General features: G+C 60.0%; 29 protein-coding genes. 11 read left to right on the top strand and 18 right to left on the bottom strand.

Going from position 1 to position 23765, the window contains the following annotated elements; translation table 11 throughout:
- Positions 1–36: 36 nt before the first annotated feature.
- From hisC to TU73_RS15305, 10 genes are all read right to left on the bottom strand, one after another.
- Positions 37–1089, bottom strand: a complete 1053-nt coding sequence (gene hisC / locus TU73_RS15350; protein WP_057012940.1) for a histidinol-phosphate transaminase — start codon at positions 1087–1089, stop codon at positions 37–39.
- A 3-nt stretch (positions 1090–1092) separates the two neighbouring features.
- Positions 1093–2415, bottom strand: a complete 1323-nt coding sequence (gene hisD / locus TU73_RS15345) for a histidinol dehydrogenase (RefSeq protein WP_057012939.1) — start codon at positions 2413–2415, stop codon at positions 1093–1095.
- Between the two features lie 127 nt (positions 2416–2542).
- Positions 2543–3178: an ATP phosphoribosyltransferase gene (gene hisG, locus TU73_RS15340; protein ID WP_003188599.1), complete on the bottom strand. Its 636-nt coding sequence runs from the start codon at positions 3176–3178 to the stop codon at positions 2543–2545.
- 212 nt (positions 3179–3390) lie between these two features.
- Positions 3391–4656 (bottom strand): UDP-N-acetylglucosamine 1-carboxyvinyltransferase, encoded by a 1266-nt coding sequence (murA, locus tag TU73_RS15335; protein ID WP_057012938.1) that lies wholly within the window; start codon positions 4654–4656, stop codon positions 3391–3393.
- A 23-nt stretch (positions 4657–4679) separates the two neighbouring features.
- A complete protein-coding gene (locus TU73_RS15330) occupies positions 4680–4919 on the bottom strand; it encodes a BolA family protein (RefSeq protein ID WP_049709972.1) in 240 nt (79 codons plus the stop codon).
- Between the two features lie 114 nt (positions 4920–5033).
- A complete protein-coding gene (locus TU73_RS15325; protein WP_057012937.1) occupies positions 5034–5339 on the bottom strand; it encodes an STAS domain-containing protein in 306 nt (101 codons plus the stop codon).
- A complete protein-coding gene (locus tag TU73_RS15320) occupies positions 5336–5983 on the bottom strand; it encodes an MlaC/ttg2D family ABC transporter substrate-binding protein (protein ID WP_057012936.1) in 648 nt (215 codons plus the stop codon). Before TU73_RS15320 ends, TU73_RS15325 begins: the two co-directional genes overlap by 4 nt.
- 11 nt (positions 5984–5994) lie before the next feature.
- Complete coding sequence (gene mlaD, locus TU73_RS15315) at positions 5995–6462, bottom strand: outer membrane lipid asymmetry maintenance protein MlaD (RefSeq protein WP_003171814.1); 468 nt, start codon at positions 6460–6462, stop codon at positions 5995–5997.
- Positions 6462–7259, bottom strand: a complete 798-nt coding sequence (mlaE, locus tag TU73_RS15310; RefSeq protein ID WP_043050763.1) for a lipid asymmetry maintenance ABC transporter permease subunit MlaE — start codon at positions 7257–7259, stop codon at positions 6462–6464. Before mlaE ends, mlaD begins: the two co-directional genes overlap by 1 nt.
- Positions 7259–8068: an ATP-binding cassette domain-containing protein gene (locus TU73_RS15305; RefSeq protein WP_003216128.1), complete on the bottom strand. Its 810-nt coding sequence runs from the start codon at positions 8066–8068 to the stop codon at positions 7259–7261. The genes mlaE and TU73_RS15305 overlap by 1 nt, the downstream gene beginning before the upstream one ends.
- Positions 8069–8377: 309 nt before the next feature.
- On the opposite strand from TU73_RS15305, the gene TU73_RS15300 reads away from it, so the two are divergent.
- The 10 genes from TU73_RS15300 (at position 8378) to TU73_RS15255 (ending at position 15385) form a co-directional block, all read left to right on the top strand.
- On the top strand, positions 8378–9352 hold the full coding sequence (locus tag TU73_RS15300; RefSeq protein WP_057012935.1) for a KpsF/GutQ family sugar-phosphate isomerase: 975 nt from the start codon (positions 8378–8380) through the stop codon (positions 9350–9352).
- Positions 9353–9877 (top strand): KdsC family phosphatase, encoded by a 525-nt coding sequence (locus tag TU73_RS15295; protein ID WP_057012934.1) that lies wholly within the window; start codon positions 9353–9355, stop codon positions 9875–9877. It abuts the gene before it with no gap.
- Positions 9878–9885: 8 nt separating this feature from the next.
- Positions 9886–10458: an LPS export ABC transporter periplasmic protein LptC gene (gene lptC, locus TU73_RS15290; RefSeq protein ID WP_046070930.1), complete on the top strand. Its 573-nt coding sequence runs from the start codon at positions 9886–9888 to the stop codon at positions 10456–10458.
- Positions 10445–10978, top strand: a complete 534-nt coding sequence (lptA, locus tag TU73_RS15285) for a lipopolysaccharide transport periplasmic protein LptA (protein WP_057012933.1) — start codon at positions 10445–10447, stop codon at positions 10976–10978. The genes lptC and lptA overlap by 14 nt, the downstream gene beginning before the upstream one ends.
- Positions 10978–11703: an LPS export ABC transporter ATP-binding protein gene (gene lptB / locus TU73_RS15280; RefSeq protein WP_005784841.1), complete on the top strand. Its 726-nt coding sequence runs from the start codon at positions 10978–10980 to the stop codon at positions 11701–11703. Before lptA ends, lptB begins: the two co-directional genes overlap by 1 nt.
- 184 nt (positions 11704–11887) lie before the next feature.
- Positions 11888–13381 carry an RNA polymerase factor sigma-54 gene (locus TU73_RS15275; RefSeq protein ID WP_057012932.1) on the top strand — a complete coding sequence of 498 codons (1494 nt, stop codon included), beginning with the start codon at positions 11888–11890 and terminating at the stop codon, positions 13379–13381.
- 74 nt (positions 13382–13455) lie between these two features.
- Positions 13456–13761 carry a ribosome hibernation-promoting factor, HPF/YfiA family gene (gene hpf / locus TU73_RS15270; protein ID WP_027604812.1) on the top strand — a complete coding sequence of 102 codons (306 nt, stop codon included), beginning with the start codon at positions 13456–13458 and terminating at the stop codon, positions 13759–13761.
- Positions 13762–13771: 10 nt separating this feature from the next.
- Positions 13772–14236, top strand: coding sequence for a PTS IIA-like nitrogen regulatory protein PtsN (gene ptsN, locus TU73_RS15265; RefSeq protein WP_046070928.1), 465 nt, complete (start codon positions 13772–13774; stop codon positions 14234–14236).
- 2 nt (positions 14237–14238) lie between these two features.
- The gene (gene rapZ / locus TU73_RS15260; protein ID WP_057012931.1) at positions 14239–15096 is read left to right on the top strand and encodes an RNase adapter RapZ; all 858 of its coding nucleotides are present in this window, start codon (positions 14239–14241) and stop codon (positions 15094–15096) included.
- Positions 15097–15112: 16 nt separating this feature from the next.
- Positions 15113–15385: an HPr family phosphocarrier protein gene (locus TU73_RS15255; RefSeq protein ID WP_046070926.1), complete on the top strand. Its 273-nt coding sequence runs from the start codon at positions 15113–15115 to the stop codon at positions 15383–15385.
- 118 nt (positions 15386–15503) lie between these two features.
- Here TU73_RS15255 and TU73_RS15250 read toward each other — a convergent pair whose 3' ends face one another.
- From TU73_RS15250 to pmbA, 6 genes are all read right to left on the bottom strand, one after another.
- Positions 15504–16397 (bottom strand): ZIP family metal transporter, encoded by an 894-nt coding sequence (locus TU73_RS15250; RefSeq protein ID WP_057012930.1) that lies wholly within the window; start codon positions 16395–16397, stop codon positions 15504–15506.
- A 31-nt stretch (positions 16398–16428) separates the two neighbouring features.
- The gene (locus tag TU73_RS15245; protein ID WP_057012929.1) at positions 16429–17040 is read right to left on the bottom strand and encodes a superoxide dismutase; all 612 of its coding nucleotides are present in this window, start codon (positions 17038–17040) and stop codon (positions 16429–16431) included.
- Position 17041: 1 nt separating this feature from the next.
- Positions 17042–17470: a hypothetical protein gene (locus tag TU73_RS15240; protein ID WP_057012928.1), complete on the bottom strand. Its 429-nt coding sequence runs from the start codon at positions 17468–17470 to the stop codon at positions 17042–17044.
- A gap of 27 nt (positions 17471–17497) precedes the next feature.
- Positions 17498–18874 (bottom strand): class II fumarate hydratase, encoded by a 1377-nt coding sequence (locus TU73_RS15235; RefSeq protein ID WP_057012927.1) that lies wholly within the window; start codon positions 18872–18874, stop codon positions 17498–17500.
- Positions 18867–19262 carry a hypothetical protein gene (locus tag TU73_RS15230; protein WP_046070921.1) on the bottom strand — a complete coding sequence of 132 codons (396 nt, stop codon included), beginning with the start codon at positions 19260–19262 and terminating at the stop codon, positions 18867–18869. The genes TU73_RS15235 and TU73_RS15230 overlap by 8 nt, the downstream gene beginning before the upstream one ends.
- Before the next feature lie 146 nt (positions 19263–19408).
- Entirely contained in the window at positions 19409–20755 is a 1347-nt protein-coding gene (pmbA, locus tag TU73_RS15225) for a metalloprotease PmbA (RefSeq protein ID WP_057012926.1), read from the bottom strand.
- Between the two features lie 108 nt (positions 20756–20863).
- On the opposite strand from pmbA, the gene yjgA reads away from it, so the two are divergent.
- The gene (gene yjgA, locus TU73_RS15220; protein ID WP_057012925.1) at positions 20864–21385 is read left to right on the top strand and encodes a ribosome biogenesis factor YjgA; all 522 of its coding nucleotides are present in this window, start codon (positions 20864–20866) and stop codon (positions 21383–21385) included.
- A 45-nt stretch (positions 21386–21430) separates the two neighbouring features.
- On the opposite strand, the gene tldD is transcribed toward yjgA, so the two are convergent.
- Positions 21431–22873: a metalloprotease TldD gene (gene tldD / locus TU73_RS15215; RefSeq protein WP_057012924.1), complete on the bottom strand. Its 1443-nt coding sequence runs from the start codon at positions 22871–22873 to the stop codon at positions 21431–21433.
- 16 nt (positions 22874–22889) lie between these two features.
- Positions 22890–23738: a carbon-nitrogen hydrolase family protein gene (locus TU73_RS15210; protein WP_057012923.1), complete on the bottom strand. Its 849-nt coding sequence runs from the start codon at positions 23736–23738 to the stop codon at positions 22890–22892.
- Positions 23739–23765 lie beyond the last annotated feature (27 nt).

Raw genomic sequence — 23765 nt, 5'->3', positions numbered from 1 at the left:
CTTGCCCGCGATGAGGCCCGTACAGCCTGTAAAGAATTAGAGCTCGCCAAGCCCGTCGATCAGCGCCTGGTTCTGCTCCGGCGCCCCGATACTGATCCGCAGGAACTGGGCAATCCGCTCCTGCTTGAAGTGCCGCACAATCACCCCTTGCTCACGCAACCTGGCCGCCAGGCCGGCGGCGTCGTGTTGCGGGTGGCGAGCGAAGATGAAGTTGGCCGCTGATGGCAACACCTCAAAGCCTTTAGCCTGTAACTGCGCAACGAGCTTCTCGCGACTGTCGATCACCAACTGGCAGGTTTTCGCGAAATACTCACGGTCATCGAACGCCGCCGCCGCGCCGACAATCGCCAAGCGATCCAACGGGTAGGAGTTGAAACTGTTCTTGACCCGTTCCAGCGCCTCGATCAAGTCCGGGTGGCCCACTGCCAGGCCCACACGCAAACCGGCCAGTGAGCGCGATTTGGACAGGGTCTGCGTCACCAGCAGGTTCGGGTAACGGTCTACCAGGCTGATGGCGGTCTCGCCACCGAAGTCGATATAGGCTTCATCGACCACGACGACCGAGTCCGGGCTGGCCTTGAGGAGCTGCTCCACCGCATCCAGCGCCAGTACGCAGCCGGTCGGCGCATTCGGGTTGGGGATGATGATCCCGCCGTTGGGCCTGGCGTAGTCCGCCACGCGGACCTGGAACTGCGCATCCAACGGCACGGCGTCGAACTTGATGCCGTACAAGCCGCAGTACACCGGGTAGAAGCTGTAGCTGATATCCGGGAACAGCAGCGGCAAATCATGCTGGAACAGACCATGAAAGATGTGCGCCAGGACTTCATCGGAACCGTTGCCGAGGAACACCTTGCCGGCGTCGATCCCGTAATACCTGGCCACGGCTTGTTTGAGCAGGTCGCTGTTGGGGTCCGGGTACAGGCGCAGGTTGTCGTTCAACTCGGCCTGCATCGCCGCCAACGCCTTGGGCGAGGGCCCGTATGGGTTTTCATTGGTGTTGAGCTTGACCAGTTTGGTCAGCTTCGGTTGCTCACCGGGTACGTAAGGCACGAGGTCCTTGACGAAAGGGCTCCAGAATTTGCTCATGTCTCAGTTCCCCTTCTCGTCAAGGATGCGATATTCAGCGCTGCGTGCGTGGGCACTCAAGGATTCACCACGGGCCAGCACCGAAGCGGTCTTGCCCAGTTCGGAAGCGCCTTGGGGTGAACAGAAGATGATCGACGAGCGCTTCTGGAAGTCGTACACCCCCAGTGGCGACGAGAAGCGTGCAGTGCCCGAGGTCGGCAGCACGTGGTTCGGCCCGGCACAGTAGTCGCCCAGGGCTTCGCTGGTGTGGCGCCCCATGAAGATCGCCCCGGCGTGACGGATCGACGGCAACCAGGCCTGTGGGTCCGCTACGGACAGCTCAAGGTGTTCCGGCGCGATGCGGTTGGCCACCTCGATGGCCTGCTCCATGTCACGCACCAGGATCAGCGCACCGCGGCCATTGATCGACTTCTCGATGATCTCGGCACGCTCCATGGTCGGCAGCAGCTTATCAATGCTGGCGGCAACCTTGTCGAGGAACTCGGCGTCGGGGCTGACCAGGATCGCCTGGGCGTCTTCGTCGTGCTCGGCCTGGGAGAACAGGTCCATGGCGATCCAGTCCGGGTCGGTCAGGCCGTCACACACCACGAGGATTTCCGAGGGGCCGGCGATCATGTCGATGCCGACCTGGCCAAATACATGGCGCTTGGCGGTGGCGACATAGATATTGCCGGGGCCGACCACCTTGTCGACCTTCGGCACGCTTTCGGTGCCATAGGCCAGTGCCGCGACGGCTTGGGCGCCACCGATGGTGAATACACGGTCGACGCCAGCGATGCAGGCGGCAGCCAGCACCAGCTCGTTGATCTCGCCACGCGGGGTCGGTACTACCATGACCACCTCGGTTACGCCCGCAACCTTGGCCGGAATTGCATTCATCAGCACCGAGGACGGATAAGAAGCCTTGCCGCCCGGTACATACAGGCCAGCCCGGTCCAGCGGCGTGACCTTCTGGCCCAGTACGGTGCCATCGGCCTCGGTGTAGCTCCAGGAGTCCTGCTTCTGTTTTTCGTGGTAGCTGCGTACCCGTGTCGCTGCCACTTCCAAGGCTTCGCGCTGCTCGATAGTGATGCGTGTCAGCGCCAGCTCCAGGCGTTCGCGGGGCAGGATCAGGTCAGCCATGGACTTGACGTCCAGGCCGTCGAACTGACGGGTGAAGTCCACCAGCGCCGCGTCACCGCGCTCGCGCACGGCCTTGATAATGTCAAGCACCCGCTGGTTGACCGAATCGTCGGACACGCTTTCCCAGCTCAGCAGATGATCCAGATGATGGGCGAAATCCGGGTCGGCAGCGTTGAGTCGGGCAATTGCAGTGGACGTGGTCATAGCGAGGGCCTCATAGGATTGGCAAAAAACTCAGGCGCCCTAAACTACCGTTCGCTCCGCTTGGGCACCTGAGAATTCTGGCTATGAGGCGGATAGACGGGCGCAGCCTTCAGGCTACGCGGGTGAGTCAACCGCGGTGTCGAGACTCCACTGCCTTGCGCAGGGTGTCGATCAACGCCTGGATACGGGCGTGTTGCATCTTCATCGACGCTTTGTTGACGATCAGGCGGGAGCTGATGTCGGCAATGAAATCCTGCGGTTCCAAACCGTTGGCACGCAGGGTGTTGCCGGTGTCGACCACGTCGATGATCTTGTCGGCCAGGCCGATCAGCGGAGCCAGCTCCATCGAGCCGTAGAGCTTGATGATATCGACCTGGCGGCCTTGTTCGGCGTAGTAGCGCTTGGCGACGTTGACGAACTTGGTGGCGACCCGCAGGCGGCCCTTGGGTTCGACATCACCGACGCGGCCGGCGGTCATCAGTTTGCACAGGGCGATGCGCAGGTCCAACGGCTCGTAGAGGCCCTGGCCGCCATATTCCATCAGTACGTCCTTGCCGGCCACACCCAGGTCGGCGGCACCATGTTCAACGTAGGTCGGCACGTCGGTAGCCCGCACGATCAGCAGGCGCACGTCGTCCTGGGTCGTGGGGATGATCAGCTTGCGGCTCTTGTCCGGATTCTCGGTCGGCACGATGCCCGCTTCAGCCAGAAGCGGCAACGTGTCGTCAAGGATGCGGCCCTTGGACAGTGCGATGGTCAACATGGGAACGTCAGTCCTTTATCAGGCTATTGCGGCCCGGTCGCAAATGGCGCCGGACACAGATCGAGGCCATTACAGCCTCGATTTGAAACGAATCAGTGTTTGTAGAAGCGAGCTTGCTCGCGAAGAACGTCAACGATAACGCGTTTATTCAGAATCAACGCGGTGCACATGAGGCCTTCGCGAGCAAGCTCGCTCCTACAGCGCAGCGGGCACTAGCCCGGTACGCGGCGGATTTTTGCGCCGAGCATCTGCAGTTTTTCCTCGATGCACTCGTAACCACGATCTATGTGGTAGATGCGGTCGATCAGGGTGTCGCCTTCGGCGCACAGTGCCGAGATCACCAGGCTGGCCGAGGCACGCAGGTCGGTTGCCATCACTGGCGCGCCCTTGAGCTTGTCGATGCCGGTGACGATGGCGGTATTGCCTTCGACCTGGATCTTGGCGCCCATGCGGTGCAGTTCATACACATGCATGAAGCGGTTTTCGAAGATGGTCTCGATCACCGCACCGGTGCCTTCGGCAATCGCGTTCAGGGAGATGAACTGCGCCTGCATGTCGGTCGGGAAGGCCGGGTATGGCGCGGTACGCACGTTGACGGCCTTTGGCCGCTTGCCGTGCATGTTCAGCTCGATCCAGTCTTCACCGGTGGTGATTTCTGCGCCGGCTTCCTTGAGTTTTTCCAGGACGGCTTCAAGGATGGTCGGATCGGTATCCTTGACCTTCACACGGCCACCGGTCACGGCAGCGGCAACCAGGTAGGTGCCGGTCTCGATACGGTCCGGCATGACCTTGTAGGTTGCAGTGTGCAGACGCTCTACACCATCAATGGTGATGGTGTCGGTGCCAGCACCGGAAACTTTCGCACCCATGGCGTTGAGGAAGTTGGCCAGGTCGACCACTTCCGGCTCACGTGCGGCGTTTTGCAGCACGCTGCGGCCTTTGGCCAGGGCAGCGGCCATCATGATGTTCTCGGTACCGGTTACGCTGACGGTATCAAAGAAGAAGTGTGCACCACGCAGGCCGCCTTCCGGCGCCTTGGCCTTGATATAACCGCCTTCGACGTCGATGGTCGCGCCCATGGCTTCCAGGCCACGGATGTGCAGGTCGACCGGACGCGAACCAATGGCACAACCGCCAGGCAGGGCCACTTCGGCTTCACCGAAACGGGCAACCATCGGGCCGAGTACCAGGATCGACGCACGCATGGTTTTCACCAGTTCGTACGGAGCGATCAGGGTCTTGATGGTACGCGGGTCGATTTCGACTGACAGTTTCTCGTCGATCACAGGCTCAATGCCCATGCGCCCGAACAGCTCGATCATGGTGGTGATGTCGTGCAGGTGCGGCAGGTTGGCCACCGTCACCGGGCCGTCGCACAGCAGGGTAGCTGCCAGGATCGGCAAGGCGGAGTTTTTCGCACCGGAAATGCGGATCTCGCCATCAAGGCGGGCACCGCCGGTAATAATCAATTTATCCATAAGAATCTCGACGCCTTGGGGGCTCAGGTGCGCTCGGCCCAGGCCGCGCGGCTGAAAAATTTCATAGTGACCGCGTGGATGCTGCCATCGGTGATCCACGGGTTCAAATGGGCATAGATCTGCTGTTGACGCTTGACCGGGCTCAACGCCGCCAGTTCATCGCTAATCACATTCAGCTGGAAGTTGCAGCCTTCGCCTTCAACTTCTACGCTCGTTTCCGGCAGCTTTCCTTCAAGGAAGCTTTTAACTTCTAGGGCCTGCATGCTCAACCTCTATCGGCGCCCAGTGCGCACGGGTCGCACATCATACAAAAAAGCCCCGCGCCTGCGAACCCCGCATAGCAGGACTCTGACGGGGGGCTTTCCTGAAAGTGTGTCTTAAGGATGCGCCAGCAGCTCGGTCAGACCAGAAACCTGAGCAATCTCACGCATGTCTTCGGGCAATGCGCGGATGCTGACCGGCTTTTTGGCCGCCTCGGCATCACGCATGAAGCACAGCAGCAATGACAGGCCGACACTGCTGGACTTGGTCACCGCCGAACAATCGAGCACCACTTCGGGCGCCTTGCTGGCCTTGATCAGCGCCTGGCCCTGCTTGCGCAGGTCAGGCCCGGTACGGTAATCCAGTACGCCGCTGAGGAACAGCTCGCCGGCGTCGCCGATACGAACAGCCGACTCGGTCATTGCGCAGGCTTCCCGGCAGCTTTGTCGGTTTCTTCCTTGGCCTTGGCCACTTCACCGGCCCAACCATTGATGGTCTTGTCCAGGTCATTGCCATTGCGCTGCATCGCATCGGCGAACTGGTCACGGAACAGCTTGCCGATATTGATGCCGTTGATGACCACGTTGCGCAGCTTCCACTCACCGTTGATTTTCGTCAGGGTGTAGGACACCGGATAGATCGAGCCATTGCTGCCCGAGACTTTCATGCCGACCTCGGCACGATCACCCGACTCCTCCTTGGCAGGGTCAACGACGATGCCCTGGTTGTTGTATTCCAGCAGAGCGTTGCCGTAGAACTGGAACAGGCCACGCTTGAAGTTTTCCTGGAACGTCTGCATCTGCGCCGGGGTTGCCTTGCGCGAATACTTGACCGTCATGATGCTTTTGGAAATGCCTTCGGCATCGACCACCGGGCCAACAATCGTGTTGAGTGCTTCGTAGAACCGGGAAGGGTCTTGTTTGTATTGCTCTTTGTTGGCCTTCAGGTCGGCCAGCATCCTGCTGGTCGTGTCCTGCACCAAATCGTGCGCAGAACCTGCCGCGTTGGCCATCAGCGGCAACGCTGCAAGCAGTACCAGCAGGCCACGTCGCAAGGTAGAGATCATGAACAGATTCCTCATTTGGCGTCTTTATTGACCGTATTGAGCAAAAATTTTCCGATCAGGTCTTCAAGCACCAGCGACGACTGCGTGTCGTGGATGGTCGAACCATCCTTGAGCAGGGCTGTTTCCCCACCCACGCTGACACCGATGTATTTCTCGCCCAGCAGCCCCGCAGTGAGGATAGATGCCGTGGAGTCAGTCGGCAGGTTATCTACCTTCTTGTCCAACTGCATGGTCACCCGCCCGGTGAAGCTGTCGCGGTCCAGATCGATTGCCGTGACCTTGCCGATGGTAACGCCGGCCATGGTCACTTTAGCTCTGACCGTCAAACCGGCGATATTGTCGAAGTACGCGTAAAGTTTATAAGTATCGGCGGTGGGGCTGGCCGAAAGGCCGCTGACTCGCAGGGCCAACAACAGTAAAGCCAGGATGCCAGCCAGCAAGAAAAGGCCGACACCGATTTCCACAGTGCGGTTTTGCATCAGAAATCTCCAAACATCAAGGCGGTCAAAATGAAGTCAAGGCCCAGTACCGCCAGCGAGGCGTACACAACGGTCTTGGTGGTGGCGCGACTGATCCCTTCTGAGGTGGGCTCGCAGTCATAGCCTTGGAATACGGCAATCCAGGTCACCACAAAGGCAAAGACAATGCTCTTTATGATGCCGTTGAGCACGTCACCGGTGAAGGTCACGCTGTTTTGCATGTTGGCCCAGTAGGAACCGTCATAGACGCCCAACCAGTCAACCGCCACCCACGAACCGCCCCAGATACCCACCACGCTGAAAATCATCGCCAGCAATGGCAGGGAAATGAAGCCGGCCCACAGGCGCGGGGCAACAATGTACTTGAGCGGGTCTACGCCTATCATTTCCAGGCTGGACAGCTGCTCGGTGGACTTCATATTGCCGATTTCGGCAGTCAACGCCGAACCTGCACGCCCCGCGAACAACAAGGCGGTCACCACCGGACCAAGCTCACGCAGCAGGGTCAGGGCCACCATCTGGCCTACCGCCTGCTCCGACCCGTAGCTGGACAGGATGTTGAAGCCTTGCAGCGCCAGCACCATGCCGATGAACACCCCGGAGACCACGATGATCACCAGGGACATCACGCCGACTGCATGCAACTGCTTGAGCAGCAGGCCAAAGCCGCCGCCGATGCCGCCGCGGCCCAGCAGGGCGTGGAACAGGAAAATGGTCGAACGCCCCAGGACTTCGACGATGTCGATGCCCGAGCGACCGAAAAGGCGAACCTTCTCGATAAGAGATGTCTTGCGCATCAGCGCTTCCCCAGAAGATCTGAGCGGTAGTCCGCTGCCGGAAAGTGAAAAGGCACCGGGCCGTCGGGATCGCCGGTCATGAATTGGCGAATGCGCGGGTTATCGGCGTTCATCAACTCTTCAGGCGTACCCTGCCCCAGCACCTGGCCATCGCCTACTACATACAGGTAGTCGGCGATGCTCGCGGTTTCGGCCAAATCGTGGGACACCACGATACTGGTGATCCCCAGTGCGTCGTTGAGCAGACGGATCAGGCGCACCAGCACGCCCATGGCGATCGGGTCCTGGCCAACGAACGGCTCGTCGTACATGAGGATCTGCGGGTCGAGGGCGATAGCTCGCGCCAGCGCGACACGGCGTTTCATGCCGCCGGACAACTCGTCCGGCATCAGGTCGATGGCACCGCGAAGGCCCACGGCCTGCAGTTTCAGCAACACGATGTCACGAATCATTTCATCGGACAGCTGGGTATGCACCCGCAGCGGGAAGGCTACGTTTTCGAAAACATCGAGGTCGGTGAACAGCGCGCCGCTCTGGAACAGCACGCCCATATGCTTGCGCGCATCGAACAGATCGCTGCGCGACAGGGTCGGCAGATTCTGGCCGTTGACCCACACTTCGCCCGCACTGGGCCGCAATTGCATGCCCATCAGGCGCAACAGGGTGGTCTTGCCGCAACCGGAAGGCCCCATGATGCCCGTGACCTTGCCGCGAGGAATGCGAATATCGACGTTATTGAAGATGCTGCGCGTCCCGCGCTTGAAGGACAGACCCTTCAGCTCGACCGCGTAGGCGTTATCGGCACTCATCTAATCTCCTTGGGATGCAGCCTTTCACTCAGACACCATGTGTGCGACTTTGGTTTGCAAAGGATGCGCAATAGTTAGGCACATGGGTTGGGTGGACCGAACTGGCGGCGAACTATATCACTGCTGGTGCAGAGCGCCCAAGGCCGGAACAGCGCTCGTTCAGATTTGAGACAGGGGAAAAGGGTTGCCTCCTATGTTGACGACGGTGATTTTCATCTACATCGCGCACAAACCCTGACGAACTTACGTGAGCGAATTGATCATTACGGCTATAATCGCCGCCTTTTCGTCAGGCTATACGATTCAGACATGAGCCAATCCAGCGAGCTTATTCAATCCGCACAGCGCACCATCCGCCTCGAGCTTGAAGCCGTAGAAGGCTTGCTGGCCCATATCGACGCGAATTTCGTACGCGCCTGCGAGCTGATCCTGGCCAGCAAGGGCCGCGTTGTCGTGGTCGGCATGGGCAAATCCGGCCACATTGGCAACAAAATCGCCGCAACGCTGGCGAGTACCGGGACCACCGCGTTTTTCGTGCACCCGGCCGAGGCCAGCCACGGCGATATGGGCATGATCACCAAGGATGACGTGATCCTGGCGCTGTCCAATTCCGGCACCACCAACGAAATCGTGACCCTGTTGCCCCTGATCAAGCGCCTGGGCATCCAGATGATCAGCCTCACCGGCAACCCGGCATCGACGCTGGCCAAGGCTGCCGACGTCAACCTGAACGTGCACGTGACTCACGAGGCCTGCCCGCTGAACCTGGCACCCACCTCCTCCACCACTGCTGCCCTGGTCATGGGCGATGCGTTGGCCGTGGCGCTCCTGGAGGCCCGCGGCTTTACCGCCGAAGACTTCGCATTTTCCCACCCAGGCGGCGCGCTCGGCCGTCGCCTGTTGCTTAAAGTGGAAAATGTCATGCATTCCGGCGCCGAACTGCCAAGCGTCCCACGCGGCACCCTGCTCAGGGATGCGCTGATGGAAATGACCCGCAAAGGCCTGGGCATGACGGCGATCGTCGAACCCGATGGTCGCCTGGCCGGGGTATTCACCGACGGCGACCTGCGTCGTACCCTGGACCGCACCATTGATATCCACACCGCGACCATCGATGCGGTCATGACACCTCACGGCAAGACCGCCCGCGCTGAAATGCTCGCGGCTGAAGCGCTGAAAATCATGGAAGACCACCGGATCGGCGCGCTCATCGTCGTCGACGATGATGATCGCCCGATCGGGGCCCTTAACCTTGGCGACTTGCTGCGCGCAGGAGTGATGTAGATGAACGGCGACCTGTTGCAACGCGGTAAAGGCATCAAGCTGGCGATTTTCGACGTCGACGGCGTGCTGACCGATGGCCGCCTGTACTTCCTCGAAGATGGCAGCGAATTCAAGACGTTCAACACTCTCGATGGCCAGGGCATCAAGATGCTGATGGCGGCCGGTGTGCAAACGGCGATTATCAGCGGTCGAAAGACACCGGTTGTGGAACGCCGCGCACAAAACCTGGGGATTGCTCACCTGTATCAGGGCCGTGAGGATAAACTGGTGGTGCTGGACGAGCTTCTTGGCCAACTCAACCTAAGCTATGAACAGGTCGCCTATTTGGGTGACGACTTGCCTGACCTGCCGGTGATTCGCCGGGTGGGCCTGGGCATGGCCGTCGCGAATGCCGCGGCGTTTGTGCGCGAACACGCCCATGGCATCACCACCGCCCGTGGCGGCGAAGGTGCCGCCCGGGAGTTCTGCGAGTTGATCCTGCGTGCCCAGGGCAGTCTTGAAGCGGCCCACGCCGCCTACCTATAGAGCGTTATATGCTGAGTAAAAAGATCCGCAACTTCCTGTTATTCGGGGTCATCGCCGCGCTGCTCCTGGCGGTGGGCTACTGGAATATCAGCCCGGGACGCTTTCTCGACCAGCCAGTTGCGCAGGTTGACGAAGGTCTTATCGACTATTACGCCACCAATGCCTACAGCATCCAGTACCTGCCCGATGGGAAGGTGCAGTATGAAATGACGTCGGACAAGGTCGAGCATTTGAAGGCCTCCGAAGTCAGCCTGCTGACCAATCCGGACCTGAACCTGTATCGCGGCACCGAATTTCCGTGGCACGTCACCAGCAAGCGTGGCGAGGTCAACCCGGACGGCACCGAAGTTGAACTGATCGACTCGGTGCGCGTCGCACGTACAGACGCACAGAACCGTGACACCATCATTACCAGCAGTCGCATGACCGTATTCCCACAGAAGCAATATGCGCAGACCGAGCAAGACGTTAGAATCGACGGCGCTGGCGGTGTATCGACTGGCAAGGGAATGAAAGCGTATTTGAAAGAAAGCAGGATACACCTGCTATCGAACGTAAGAGGACAGTATGAGGCTCGTTAAAACCCTCCCTATTTTGCTCGGTCTGGGCGCAGCACTGGGAAGCGTGAGCGCCTGGGCTCTGCCGAACGATAGCCAGCAACCGATCCACATCTCGGCTGACGATGCGCAGTTGGATGACAAGCAAGGTGTCGCCACCTACACCGGCGGCGTGATCATCACCCAGGGCTCGATGAAGATCACCGGTAATACGGTGACACTGACACGTACCCAGGCGGGTGATATCGACGTGGTGACTTCGGTGGGCAACCTGGCCTATTTCGAACAGCAACAAGCCGCGGCCGATCCTGGCCCGATGAAAGGCTATGGCAAGACCATCCAGTATCATGCCCAGCAGAACCGCATCGTCCTGATTGACCAGGCCAAGGTCCTCAGCGCCGACGGTAACTCTACCGAGGGCGAAAAGATTGTCTACAACACCAAGACCCAGGTCGCCCAGGCCGGTCGCGCCAATGGCAACAAGGTGACAGCACCTCGTCCGCGCATCGACATGGTTATCCAGCCGAAGAAGAAGGCCGAGTAATGGCGACCCTGAAAGCCCAGCACCTGGCCAAGGCCTATAAAAGCCGCCAGGTCGTACGCGACGTCAGCCTGTCGATCGACAGCGGCCAGATCGTCGGCTTGCTCGGCCCCAACGGTGCCGGCAAGACCACCTGCTTCTATATGATCGTCGGGCTGGTCCAGGCGGACCAGGGCCGCGTATTGATCGACGACCTGGACGTCAGCCACCAGCCGATGCACGGCCGTGCCCGCGCCGGTATCGGCTATCTTCCGCAAGAAGCGTCGATCTTCCGCAAACTGTCGGTGGCCGACAACATCATGGCGATCCTGGAGACCCGCAAGGAGCTCGATCGCGACGGCCGCCGCAAAGAGCTGGAAAGCCTGCTGCAGGAGTTCCACATCAACCACATTCGCGACAACCTCGGCATGAGCCTGTCCGGTGGCGAGCGTCGTCGCGTGGAAATCGCCCGCGCCCTGGCGACCGCGCCCAAGTTCATCCTGCTGGATGAACCGTTTGCCGGTGTCGACCCGATTTCGGTGGGCGATATCAAGCAGATCATCCACCACCTCAAGGCCAAGGGCATTGGCGTACTGATCACCGACCATAACGTCCGCGAGACACTCGATATCTGCGAAACGGCCTATATCGTCAACGATGGCCAACTGATTGCCGAAGGCGATGCCGAGACTATCCTGGCCAACGAGCTGGTCAAGGAAGTGTACCTGGGTCACGAGTTCCGCCTGTAGGCACGGTGGTATCGCGGCTTTTCCTGGAGCGCGCAGGAGTCAATAGAAACCTTAGCTTTTTTATTGTTACCGCGCTCTAGGCAAAGCCCCCGAGATCAGGCATATAATTTGCTTATGTTTGGCGCTCACGCGCCCTGTCGTGGATGGCGCATTGCGCCGGCGAATAAGGTGTTAAGCCCCTGCCATGAAACCATCGCTAGTCCTGAGAATGGGCCAGCAGCTGACGATGACACCGCAGCTGCAACAGGCCATCCGCCTGCTCCAATTGTCGACCCTGGACCTGCAACAGGAAATCCAGGAGGCCCTGGAGTCCAATCCGATGCTCGAACGCCAGGAAGAAGGCGACGACTTCGACAATGCCGACCCGCTGGCCGATAACATCGAGCAAAAACCCAATCCCGACGTGCAGGAACCCTCCTACCAGGAAACCGCCCCGACGGTGGATAACCTCGAGGACGGCGAATGGAACGAACGCATTCCCAACGAACTTCCCGTGGATACCGCGTGGGAAGACGTGTACCAGACCAGCGCCAGCAGCCTGCCGAGCAATGACGATGACGAGTGGGACTTCACCACCCGTACATCTGTCGGCGAGAGCCTGCAGAGCCATTTGTTGTGGCAACTGAACCTGGCACCGATGTCCGACACTGATCGCCTGATTGCGGTCACCCTGATCGACTGCATCAACAACCAGGGCTACCTGGACGAGACCCTCGACGAGATTCTTGAAGCCTTTGATCCGGAGCTGGACATCGAACTGGACGAAATCGAAGCCGTCCTGCATCGCATCCAGCAATTCGAGCCCGCCGGCATTGGCGCCCGCACCCTCAGCGAGTGCCTGCTGCTGCAATTGCGCCAGTTGCCGGCCAAGACGCCTTGGCTGGCCGAAGCCAAACGCCTGGTGTCGGACTACATCGACCTGCTGGGCAGCCGCGACTACAGCCAGCTGATGCGCCGCATGAAGCTCAAGGAAGACGACTTGCGCCAGGTCATTGAGCTGGTGCAGAGCCTAAACCCGCGCCCGGGCTCGCAGATCGAATCCAGCGAAGCCGAATACGTCGTCCCCGACGTGATCGTGCGCAAGGACAACGAGCGTTGGCTGGTGGAGCTGAACCAGGAGTCGGTGCCCCGCCTGCGGGTCAACCCGCAATATGCCGGTTTTGTGCGCCGCGCCGACACCAGCGCCGACAACACCTTCATGCGCAACCAGTTGCAGGAAGCGCGCTGGTTCATCAAGAGCCTGCAAAGCCGTAACGAAACCCTGATGAAGGTGGCCACCCAGATCGTCGAGCACCAACGCGGCTTCCTGGAATACGGCGACGAAGCCATGAAGCCTTTGGTACTGCACGATATCGCCGAAGCGGTGGGCATGCATGAATCGACGATTTCCCGCGTGACCACGCAGAAATTCATGCATACCCCGCGGGGTATTTATGAGTTGAAATACTTTTTCTCCAGCCACGTCAGCACCTCCGAAGGCGGCGAATGCTCGTCCACGGCGATTCGCGCGATCATCAAGAAACTGGTTGCCGCGGAAAATCAGAAAAAGCCGTTGAGTGACAGCAAGATCGCTGGTTTACTGGAGGCACAAGGCATTCAGGTCGCCCGTCGAACCGTCGCCAAGTACCGCGAGTCTCTTGGGATCGCGCCTTCCAGCGAGCGTAAACGTTTGATGTGACGGGCGGGCCATAGCGTTCCAGTGGCAGGCGTTTTGCCTGTCGCTTTATGCACTGGCAACGAAGGAGAAGCTGTATGCAAGTCAACATCAGTGGACACCATGTAGAAGTCACCCCTCCACTGCGCGACTATGTCGAGCAGAAGCTGAGGAAGCTTGAAGGACATTTCGACAAGATCACCAACGTGCAGGTCATCATGAAGGTTGACAAGCTTCAGCAGAAGATCGAAGCGACCCTCCAGATACCTGGTGGCGAAGTGGTTGCCAATGCCGAGCATGAAGACATGTATGCATCGATTGACTTGCTTACCGACAAGCTCGACCGCCAACTCAAAAAGCATAAGGAAAAGAATCTGAGCCTGCTCCAAGGCACAGGTCGTTAACTCTCCCCCCATGATCCGACTTGAAACCATCCTGACCCCCGGCCGTTCCCTCGTGAACGCGCCGGGCGGCAGCAAGAAAAAAGCCCTCGAACAAATTGCCAACCTGATCCACCGCGAAGTGCCGGGTCTGGAGATGCAAGATGTCTTCGAGGCGTTGATTGCCCGTGAGAAACTCGGCTCCACCGGTTTCGGCAACGGCATCGCCATCCCTCACTGCCGCCTCAAAGGCTGTGATACGCCCGTGAGCGCTCTGCTGCACTTGGAAGCTGCCATCGATTTCGACGCCATCGACGGCGCCCCGGTCGACCTGCTGTTCGTATTGCTGGTCCCGCAAGCCGCCACCGATGCGCACCTGGAACTGCTTAGGCAGATCGCCAGCATGCTTGATCGCAAGGAAGTACGCGAAAAACTGCGCAGTGCCAAGACCAATGAGGCCCTGTATCAGGTCGTCCTGGATGAACAAAACGGGCAGTAATCATGCGTTTGATCATCGTCAGCGGCCGTTCCGGCTCAGGTAAAAGCACCGCCCTCAACGTCCTTGAGGACAACGGTTTCTATTGCATCGACAATTTGCCCGCTGGCCTGCTGCCGGAGCTGGCGGAACGCGCACTGATCCATACTGAATTGGCGCAACCCCTGGTCGCAGTGTCTATCGATGCCCGCAACCTGCCCAGCCACCTCTCGCGGTTCCCTGAACTGCTGGAAGAAGTGCGCGCCAAGCATATTCATTGCGATGTGCTGTACCTGGATGCCGACGAAGAAACGTTGCTCAAACGCTTCTCAGAAACCCGTCGCCGCCACCCGCTCAGCAGCGCCAACCGCTCCCTGGCCGAAGCCATCCAGGACGAGACCAAGTTGCTGGGGCCGATCATTGATCTGGCTGATCTTAAGATCAACACCACCAACCTGAACCTGTATCAGCTGCGCGACGCGATCAAGCTGCGCCTGCTGAACCAGCCAGAGCCCGGGACTGCTTTCCTGGTCGAATCATTCGGCTTCAAACGTGGCATGCCGGTAGATGCCGACCTGGTGTTCGATGTGCGCTGCCTGCCCAACCCCTATTGGAAACCGGAACTGCGCGATCAGTCCGGATTGGACCAGCCGGTGGTTGATTACTTGGCCGCGCAACCGGATGTAGAGGAGATGTTCCAGGACATCTCCAGCTACCTGCTCAAATGGTTACCACGCTTTGCCGCGAGCAATCGCGCCTACGTCACCATTGCCATTGGCTGCACCGGCGGCCACCACCGCTCCGTCTATCTGACGGAACGGCTGGGCCGAGTGTTGCAACAAACCCTCAAGAATGTCCAGGTTCGCCACCGCGACCTTAGCTGAAAGGAACACCACTGCGATGCCGGCTCGGGAAATTGAAATCATCAACAAGTTGGGCCTGCACGCCCGGGCCTCGGCCAAATTCGTCGGCGTGGCCGGCCAGTACCCTTGTCAGATCCGCGCTGGTCGTACACCGGAATCCATGGTTGATGGCAAGAGCATCATGGCGATGATGATGTTGGCGGCCGGCAAGGGCACCAAGATTCACCTGAAGACCGAAGGCGAGCAAGAAGACGAAGCGATGGCGGCATTGGTTGAGTTGATCAATAACTACTTCGACGAAGGCGAATAACCCCTACTGCAGGAGCGAGCTTGCTCGCGAAAAACGTCAACTTTAACGCGGGCATCCTGGTTTAACGCGGTGCTCTTGCGTGCTTCGCGAGCAAGCTCGCTCCTACATGGAAGCACCCTCAGCCCAACGCTGTATCCATCACCATCATCAGGCAAAACCCGATGCACAGCCCAAGGCTGGCGAGCTTTTCATGGCCATTGCGGCGCGACTCGGGGATGACTTCATGAGTCACTACCAGCAACATTGCCCCGGCGGCCAGCGCCAAACCCAGCGGCAACAACACTTCGGCAAGACTCACCAGCCATGCACAGAGCACCGCAAATACCGGTTCAACCAAGCCTGATGCAGCGCCAATCAAAAAGGCTTTGATCCGCGACATTCCCGCCCCAGCCAATACCAGCGCAATCACCAGCCCTTCAGGTACATCCTGCAAGGCAATGCCCATGGCGAGGCTGTCGGCATCCGCCATGCCTCCGCCCGCAGACACCCCCACAGCCATGCCTTCTGGAACGTTGTGCGCAATGATGGCAAACACGAATAACCAAATACGCGGCGGGATCACCGGTTTATCCGGCGTGCCCACCAGCATTTCCGGGCTGGCACCGGAGACCTTGCGATCGACCAGGTACAGACCGAACGCCCCCAGCATAATGCCGAAGCTGATCAGCCCACCCGCCCCCCAGGGCGAGAGACCCAGGCTCTCAGCCGCGGCGATACCCGGCACCACAAGGGAGAAAGCGGTCGCCGCCAGCATCACACCGGCACCGAAACCCAGCAGGGTGTCGCTCAGCGCTATCGGCATGCGCCGAATTACCAGCACTGGCACAGCACCCAGCGCCGTGCCGAGCGCGCAAATCGCACCACCCTGCAAAGCCCGCAGGATGCGAGGCTCCAGGTTCAACCAGGCCAACCCATGGGCCACCAGCAACGCAGTACCGGCCAATAGCAACAGCGAACCAAACGCGTAACGAAACATTCGCACGCTACTGATCGCCAGTGTTTCAGTACCCATAGTCGGCCTTAGATCTTGTTATGGAGGAATTTCAGGCCAAGGCGGCCTGGTAGCGTGCGGCAACTTCCGGCCAGTTGATGACACTGTAGAAGGCATTGATGTATTCCGGGCGACGGTTCTGGTACAGCAGGTAGTAAGCATGCTCCCACACGTCGAGGCCCAGGATCGGCGTATTGCCAGTCATCAGTGGGCTGTCCTGGTTGCCGCTGCTTTCCACCACCAGTCTTTTTTGCGGGGTGACGCTGAGCCAGGCCCAACCACTGCCGAAACGGGTCAAGGCAGCCTTGGTAAAGGCTTCCTTGAAACGATCATAGCCGCCCAGTTGTTCGTCGATAGCAGTACCCAGCGCACCTTCTGGCTTACCACCGCCTTTGGGCGACATGACGGCCCAGAACAGTGAATGGTTGGCATGCCCGCCGCCTTGATTGATCACGGCGGCCCGTAGCGTTTCCGGCAATTGGTGAACGCCGGACACCAGTTTTTCCACCGGCCAACCGGCGAACTCAGTGCCCTCGACCGCAGCGTTGAGGTTGTTGATATAGGTCTGGTGGTGCTTGGTGTAGTGAATCTCCATGGTTTGCGCATCGATATGCGGTTCGAGGGCGTCGTAGGCGTAGGGCAAGGCCGGCAAGGTATAGGTCATATCAATGTGCTCCGTATTGAGACGTGGTCGATTGCGGCGCAGCAGCGCCCAACAAGCGATGGGTACGCGGGTACTCGCCGTGATCGCTGATGAAGTTCAACAGTTCGACATAGGTCTTGCTGCTCTGGCGCAATGCTGCCTCGCGTAATTGCGGATTCAGGCGTGGGTCCTGCATGGTCTGCAACAGGCGCTGATGGATAGCGCAGAGGTATTCCGCGCTTTCCTCTGGTTGGTTCAGGCGCAAGTGCAAGTCCGCCAGGTTGTGATGGGAAATAACGCAAGCCGCCACTGCTTCGTCGGCATCCGCCCAGCGTTCGAACAACACTTGGGCCAGGGCCAGGGCTTGCAGATAGGCCTCGCGGGCGTCAACCAGCTCGCCCGCCATAAAACAGCGATTGGCTCGTTCGATCGTGCGTTTCCAGTGCTCCATGGTGAGCCTCCAAAGCAGGGTCGTTGGTTACACGCCGCCGGCCGTGAGCTTTTCCGGGTCCAGCAGGACTTCCAGTTGGCTGCGCGGCAGGTCGGTGTGCTCGAGGGCGACATCGATCACCGGCCGGCCCTGCTGATAAGCCTTCTTGGCGATTTCAGCGGCTTTTTGGTAACCAATGATCGGGTTGAGTGCGGTGACCAGGATCGGATTGCGCGACAGCGCCTCCTTGAGCTTGGCCTCGTTGACCTTGAAGCTGGCAATGGCCTTGTCCGCCAGCAAACGGCTGGAATTGGCGAGCAATTCAAGGCTGCTGAGCAGGTTCTGGGCGATGATCGGCAGCATCACGTTCAGCTCGAAGTTGCCCGATTGACCGGCCACGGTGATCACCGTGTCATTGCCGATGACCTGGGCGGCTACCATGGCTGTGGCCTCCGGGATCACCGGGTTGACCTTGCCCGGCATGATCGACGAGCCCGGCTGCAAGCCTTCCAGCTCGATTTCACCGAGGCCGGCGAGTGGGCCGGAGTTCATCCAGCGCAGGTCGTTGGCGATCTTCATCAGCGAGACGGCTGTGGCTTTCAACTGGCCGGAAACGGCGACGGCGGTGTCCTGGGAGCCAATCAGCGCAAACAGGTTCGTGCCTGGAGTGAACTTCACCCCGGTCAAGCGGCTCAGGTGCTGGCTGAAACGCCCGGCAAACTCGGGGTGCGCGTTGATCCCGGTGCCCACGGCGGTGCCGCCCTGAGCCAGCGCTTGCAAGGCCGGAAGTAGGTCCTGCAAGTGACCGATATTAGCCTTGAGCTGCTGCGCCCAGCCATTGAGCACTTGGCTCATGCGTACCGGCATGGCGTCCATGAGATGTGTACGGCCGGTCTTGATGAACGGGTGAACTTCTTCGGCCTTTTGCTCGATCACCTGCACCAGGTGCAGCAAGGCCGGCAGCGTTTGTTCATGCAGGACCAACGCAGCGCTGACGTGAATGGTGGTGGGGATGATGTCGTTGCTGCTTTGGCCGCAATTGACGTGGTCGTTGGGGTTGACCGCCTCGCCGAGCAAACGGCTGGCAAGGGTGGCAATCACTTCATTGGCGTTCATGTTGGAGCTGGTGCCGGAACCGGTCTGGAAGATATCCACCGGGAAGTGCTGCATGTAGTCGCCTTCCAGCAAGCCTTGGGCGGCATCGACAATGGCCTTGCCCTGCCCTTCGCTGATTTGCTTGAGGTCAACGTTGACCTTGGCCGCGGCGGTCTTGACCAGAATCAGGGCGCGAATGAACTGTGCGGGCATACGTTGATGGCTGATCGGGAAGTTGTTCACCGCACGCTGGGTCTGGGCGCCATACAAGGCTTCTGCCGGGACTTTCAACTCGCCCATGCTGTCGCGTTCGATACGGGTATTACTCATCGGAAGATCCTTGCACAAGGTCAGACACAGAAATGGAGGGCAGCAATTGGCAGGTCGCCAATTGCCAGGCAAAGGACTGCCAGCGTTTGAGGCGGCAGGGGCAATGGGAGAGTCGTTCCAGGTCGCGCAGTGGGCGCCAGGCCTGGTCCAGGCACATGGAGCGCCAATGCCAGGGCAGCGCGATATCGCTCGCGGTGTCGATCAGCAGGCGAAATGAGGTTTCGGCGATCGTCCACGGATGGGTCGCGGTACAACACGCCAGGTATCGGCCTTCATTGAGGTAATGCTCGATCAGCCGCGGTTCATCGGGATCGAGGCCGCAGCGAATCTGGCGGCTCATCCAACGCCAGCTTTCCAGGTAAGGATCCTCATGCAGGACAGAACTCATGATCCACGCTCATTCGGTAATGATATTTATTATTAAATGATATTGAGAATCAAAACAAGAGTGGCAGATTAATCCTCCCATGACCAAGCCAAAAAAAAGGCGCGCCATCCCAGGGATGGCGCGCCTTTTATTGAGTGCTGGAGGCGTTAGCTGCCAGCGACAGTCATACGCTCGATGAGCACCGAACCCGTGCGAATATTGCTGCGCAGTTCCAGGTCATTACCTACGGCAACGATCTGCTTGAACATATCGCGCATATTGCCGGCAATCGTCACTTCCTGGACGGCGAACTGGATCTCGCCATTTTCCACCCAGAACCCCGCCGCGCCGCGAGAGTAATCACCGGTGACCATATTCAGGCCGTGGCCCATCAATTCGGTGACCAGCAACCCACGCCCCATGCGCCGCAGCAACGCTGCCTGGTCTTCATCACCATGGGTGACGAACAGGTTATGCACGCCGCCGGAGTTGGCGGTGCTTGGCAGGCCAAGCTTGCGACCGGCATAAGTGCCCAATACATAGGAGACCAACTCGCCCTTTTCGACAAACGGCTTGGCATAGGTCGCCAGGCCATCGCCGTCGAACGACGAACTGCCCATGGCCCGCATCAGGTGTGGGCGCTCGTCGATGGTCAGCCACTCTGGAAACAGCTTCTGGCCGATTGCGCCTTCAAGGAACGAAGACTTGCGATACAGGTTGCCCCCGGAAATAGCGCCGAGGAAGCTACCGAACAAACCACCGGCCAGCTCTGCGGAAAACAGCACCGGCACCTCGCAAGTCGGCACCGGGCGCGCACCGAGACGGCTGGCGGCACGTTGTGCAGCACGCTGGCCAATGCTGACGGGGTCCGCCAACAAATCGCCCTGGCGATTCACGTCGTACCAGTAATCGCGCTGCATCTGGCCGTTGGCTTCGGCGATCATCACGCAGCTGAGGCTGTGACGCGTCGAAGCATATCCACCGATAAAGCCATGGCTGTTGCCGTAAACGCGGCAGCCCTGGTGGGTGCTCAGCGTAGTGCCGTCGGCATTCTTGATCCGGGCGTCGGTATCGAAGGCCGCTGCCTCGCAGACCAGCGCCTGCTCGATGGCTTGCTCGGGGGTGATATCCCAGGCGTGGAACAGGTCGAAATCCTGTACGTCCCTGGCCATCAGCGCCTTGTCGGCCAGCCCCGAGCTTTCATCTTCAGACGTGTGCTTGGCAATCGCCAGTGCGGCGGCAACGGTCTCGCGAATGGCCTCCGGGCCACTGGCCGAGGTGCTGGCCGAGCCTTTGCGCTGGCCTGCGTACAAGGTGATGCCAAACCCCTGGTCGCGATTGAACTCGACGGTTTCCACTTCTCGCTGGCGCACCGACGTCGACAACCCCTGCTCCAGCGACACCGCTACTTCACAGGCACTGGCCCCCTGGCGCTTGGCCTCGGCAAGGATCTGCTCGACTTGTTCCTGCAGTGCCGGTAACGCTTGCGGACCGACGCTTTGGGCTGCACTCATGGTTTTCTCCACTCAAATTCTGCTTTCGGTTAAGGCCATCGAGCGACCGGGCCGGACAAGCGGCCCCCGACTGGTTATCATGGCGGCGTTTCTTTGCGGACTGCCACCATGGTTGATTCTTACGACGACTCCCTCGATGGGGAGAAAAGCAAAACCCAGGTCAAGCGCGAGCTGCATGCGCTGGTTGACCTGGGCGAGCGCCTCACAACGCTCAAAAAAGACTTGATTGCCAAACTGCCACTGACCGACGAAATGCGCCGGGCCTTGGCGGATGCGCCCAAGCACAGCGCGAATATCGCGCGTAAACGGCACATCATGTTTATTGGCAAACTGATGCGCGATCAGGACATTGACGCGATTCTGGCCTTGCTCGATCAAACTGATGCCTCCACTCGCCAGTACAACGAACGTTTCCATAACCTGGAACGTTGGCGTGACCGCCTGATCGCGGGCGATGACGCCGTGCTGGAGAAATTCGTGCTGGACTACCCGGATGCGGACCGCCAGCAACTGCGCTCCCTGATCCGTCAGGCCCAGCATGAACTGGCGCATAACAAAGCGCCGGCCACCAGCCGTAAAATCTTCAAGTACATCCGTGAGCTGGACGAGACTCAACGCGGTCTGCGCTGATCCTCTTCCCCGGGTGGCGGCCTGCGCCACCCGAAGCTCCATCCTTTACGACCCCGTGCCACCCACGGTGATCGCATCAATTTTCAGGGTTGGCTGGCCGACGCCTACCGGCACTGACTGCCCATCCTTGCCGCACGTGCCCACGCCGCTGTCCAGTGACAGGTCGTTACCGACCATCGACACCTTGCTCATGGCTTCCGGCCCGTTACCAATCAGCGTCGCTCCTTTGACCGGCGCGGTAATCTTGCCGTCTTCGATCAGATACGCCTCGCTGGTGGAGAACACAAACTTGCCGCTGGTGATATCCACCTGGCCACCGCCGAGGTTCGCGCAGTAGATGCCTCGCTTCACCGAGGCGATGATTTCCGCCGGATCGCTTTGGCCGCCAAGCATGTAGGTATTGGTCATGCGCGGCATAGGCAGGTGCGCGTAGGATTCGCGGCGGCCGTTACCGGTCCGCGCCACGCCCATCAGTCGAGCGTTGAGCTTGTCTTGCATATAGCCCTTGAGCACGCCGTTTTCGATCAGGGTGGTGCACTCGGTCGGCGTCCCTTCGTCATCGACACTCAACGAACCCCGGCGACCGGCCAGGGTGCCGTCATCGACAATGGTGCACAGCTTGGATGCAACCATTTCGCCCATGCGCCCACTGTAGGCGGAACTGCCCTTGCGATTAAAGTCGCCTTCCAGGCCGTGGCCAACGGCTTCGTGGAGCAACACGCCGGACCAACCCGAGCCCAGCACCACCGGCAAGGTACCGGCCGGCGCCGGAATGGCTTCCAGGTTCACCAGGGCCTGACGCAGCGCCTCACGGGCATAGCCCATGGCACGGTCGTCAGCGAGGAAGTAACGGTAGTCGGTGCGCCCGCCACCGCCATGGCCACCACGCTCGCGGCGCCCGTTCTGCTCGACGATCACACTCACATTGAAACGCACCAGCGGCCGCACATCCGCCGCCAACCCGCCGTCGGTGGAGGCGACGAGGATGCGCTCCCACACGCCAGCCATGCTCACGGTCACTTGCTGGATGCGCGAGTCCAGGGCGCGGGTGGCCGCGTCGACACGCTTGAGCAGCTCGACCTTTTCGGCACGGCTGATCACTTCCAAGGGATTATCCGGCGCGTATAACTGCACCACGTCCTGGGTGCTGAACGCCTGCACCGTACCGTTCTGGCCGGCACGGGAAATCGAACGTGCCGCCCGCGCCGCCAGGCCCAGGGCTTCCAAGGTGATCGCATTACTGTAGGCAAAGCCGGTTTTTTCACCGGATTGCGCACGCACGCCGACGCCCTGGTCAAGGTTGAAACTGCCTTCCTTGACGATGCCGTCTTCCAGCGACCAGGATTCGGAGATCTGCCCCTGGAAATACAGGTCGGCGGCATCGATACCCGGCCCGGCCAGATCGCCCAGTACGGTTTGCAGACTTTCGATGGTCACGCCACCGGGTGCCAGGAGGTGTTCACTGACTGAGGACAACAACTCGCTCATAGGTTTGGCCTTAAATTCATCGTTCTGAAGCAGGCCGCTGCGCGCCCTGCGAGAAAAAGCGCCGATGGCTGACCACCGGCATGCGCGCCCGTATCGACGCCTGTTCACTGCTATCGCGTTCGGCCAGCAACACCGCCTCGCCTTGATCCTGTTGTGCCAGCACCCGCCCCCAAGGGTCGACAATCGCCGCGTGACCATGGGTTTCCCGTGGGCCTGGGTGCACGCCACCTTGAGCGGCCGCCAGCAGGTAGCACTGGGTTTCGATGGCCCGCGCCCGAATCAGCACATCCCAATGGGCGGCCCCGGTCACCGCCGTAAAGGCCGAGGGCGCGGTAATCAATTCAGCCCCCGCCGCGCGTAATTCGCTGTACAGCTCGGGGAAGCGCAAGTCGTAGCACACTGTCAGCCCCAAGCGCCCCACTGGCGTATCCGCCACCACCACGTTGCTTCCGAAAGCATAGTCGTCGGATTCGCGATAACGACCACGAGCATCCGCGACGTCCACATCAAACAGGTGCAGCTTGTCGTAACGAGCGACCATTTCACCCTGATCATTGATCAGCAGCGAGCAAGCGTTGGACTTGGCGTGGGGTTGGTCCTTGGGCGGCAACGGCAATGTACCGGCCACTATCCATAAGGTGAGGTCACGGGCGGCCTGTTTCAACCATGGCAGGATCGGGCCTTCCCCCAGGGCCTCGGCGCGGCCGATATCGGCCACGTCACGGCGCCCCATCGCAGCGAAGTTTTCCGGCAGTACCGCGAGTTTCGCGCCACCCGCCGCCGCTTGCTCCAGCAGGCGGCGCGCCTGGGTGAGATTAGCCAGCACGTCACTCTGGCTGACCATTTGGATTACCGCAAAGGACATGGGCCGACACTCCATACAGGGCATGGG

Source organism: Pseudomonas libanensis (assembly GCF_001439685.1).
In the GTDB taxonomy this organism is placed as follows: domain Bacteria; phylum Pseudomonadota; class Gammaproteobacteria; order Pseudomonadales; family Pseudomonadaceae; genus Aquipseudomonas; species Aquipseudomonas libanensis.
This window is presented reverse-complemented; position numbering and strand designations above follow the sequence as displayed.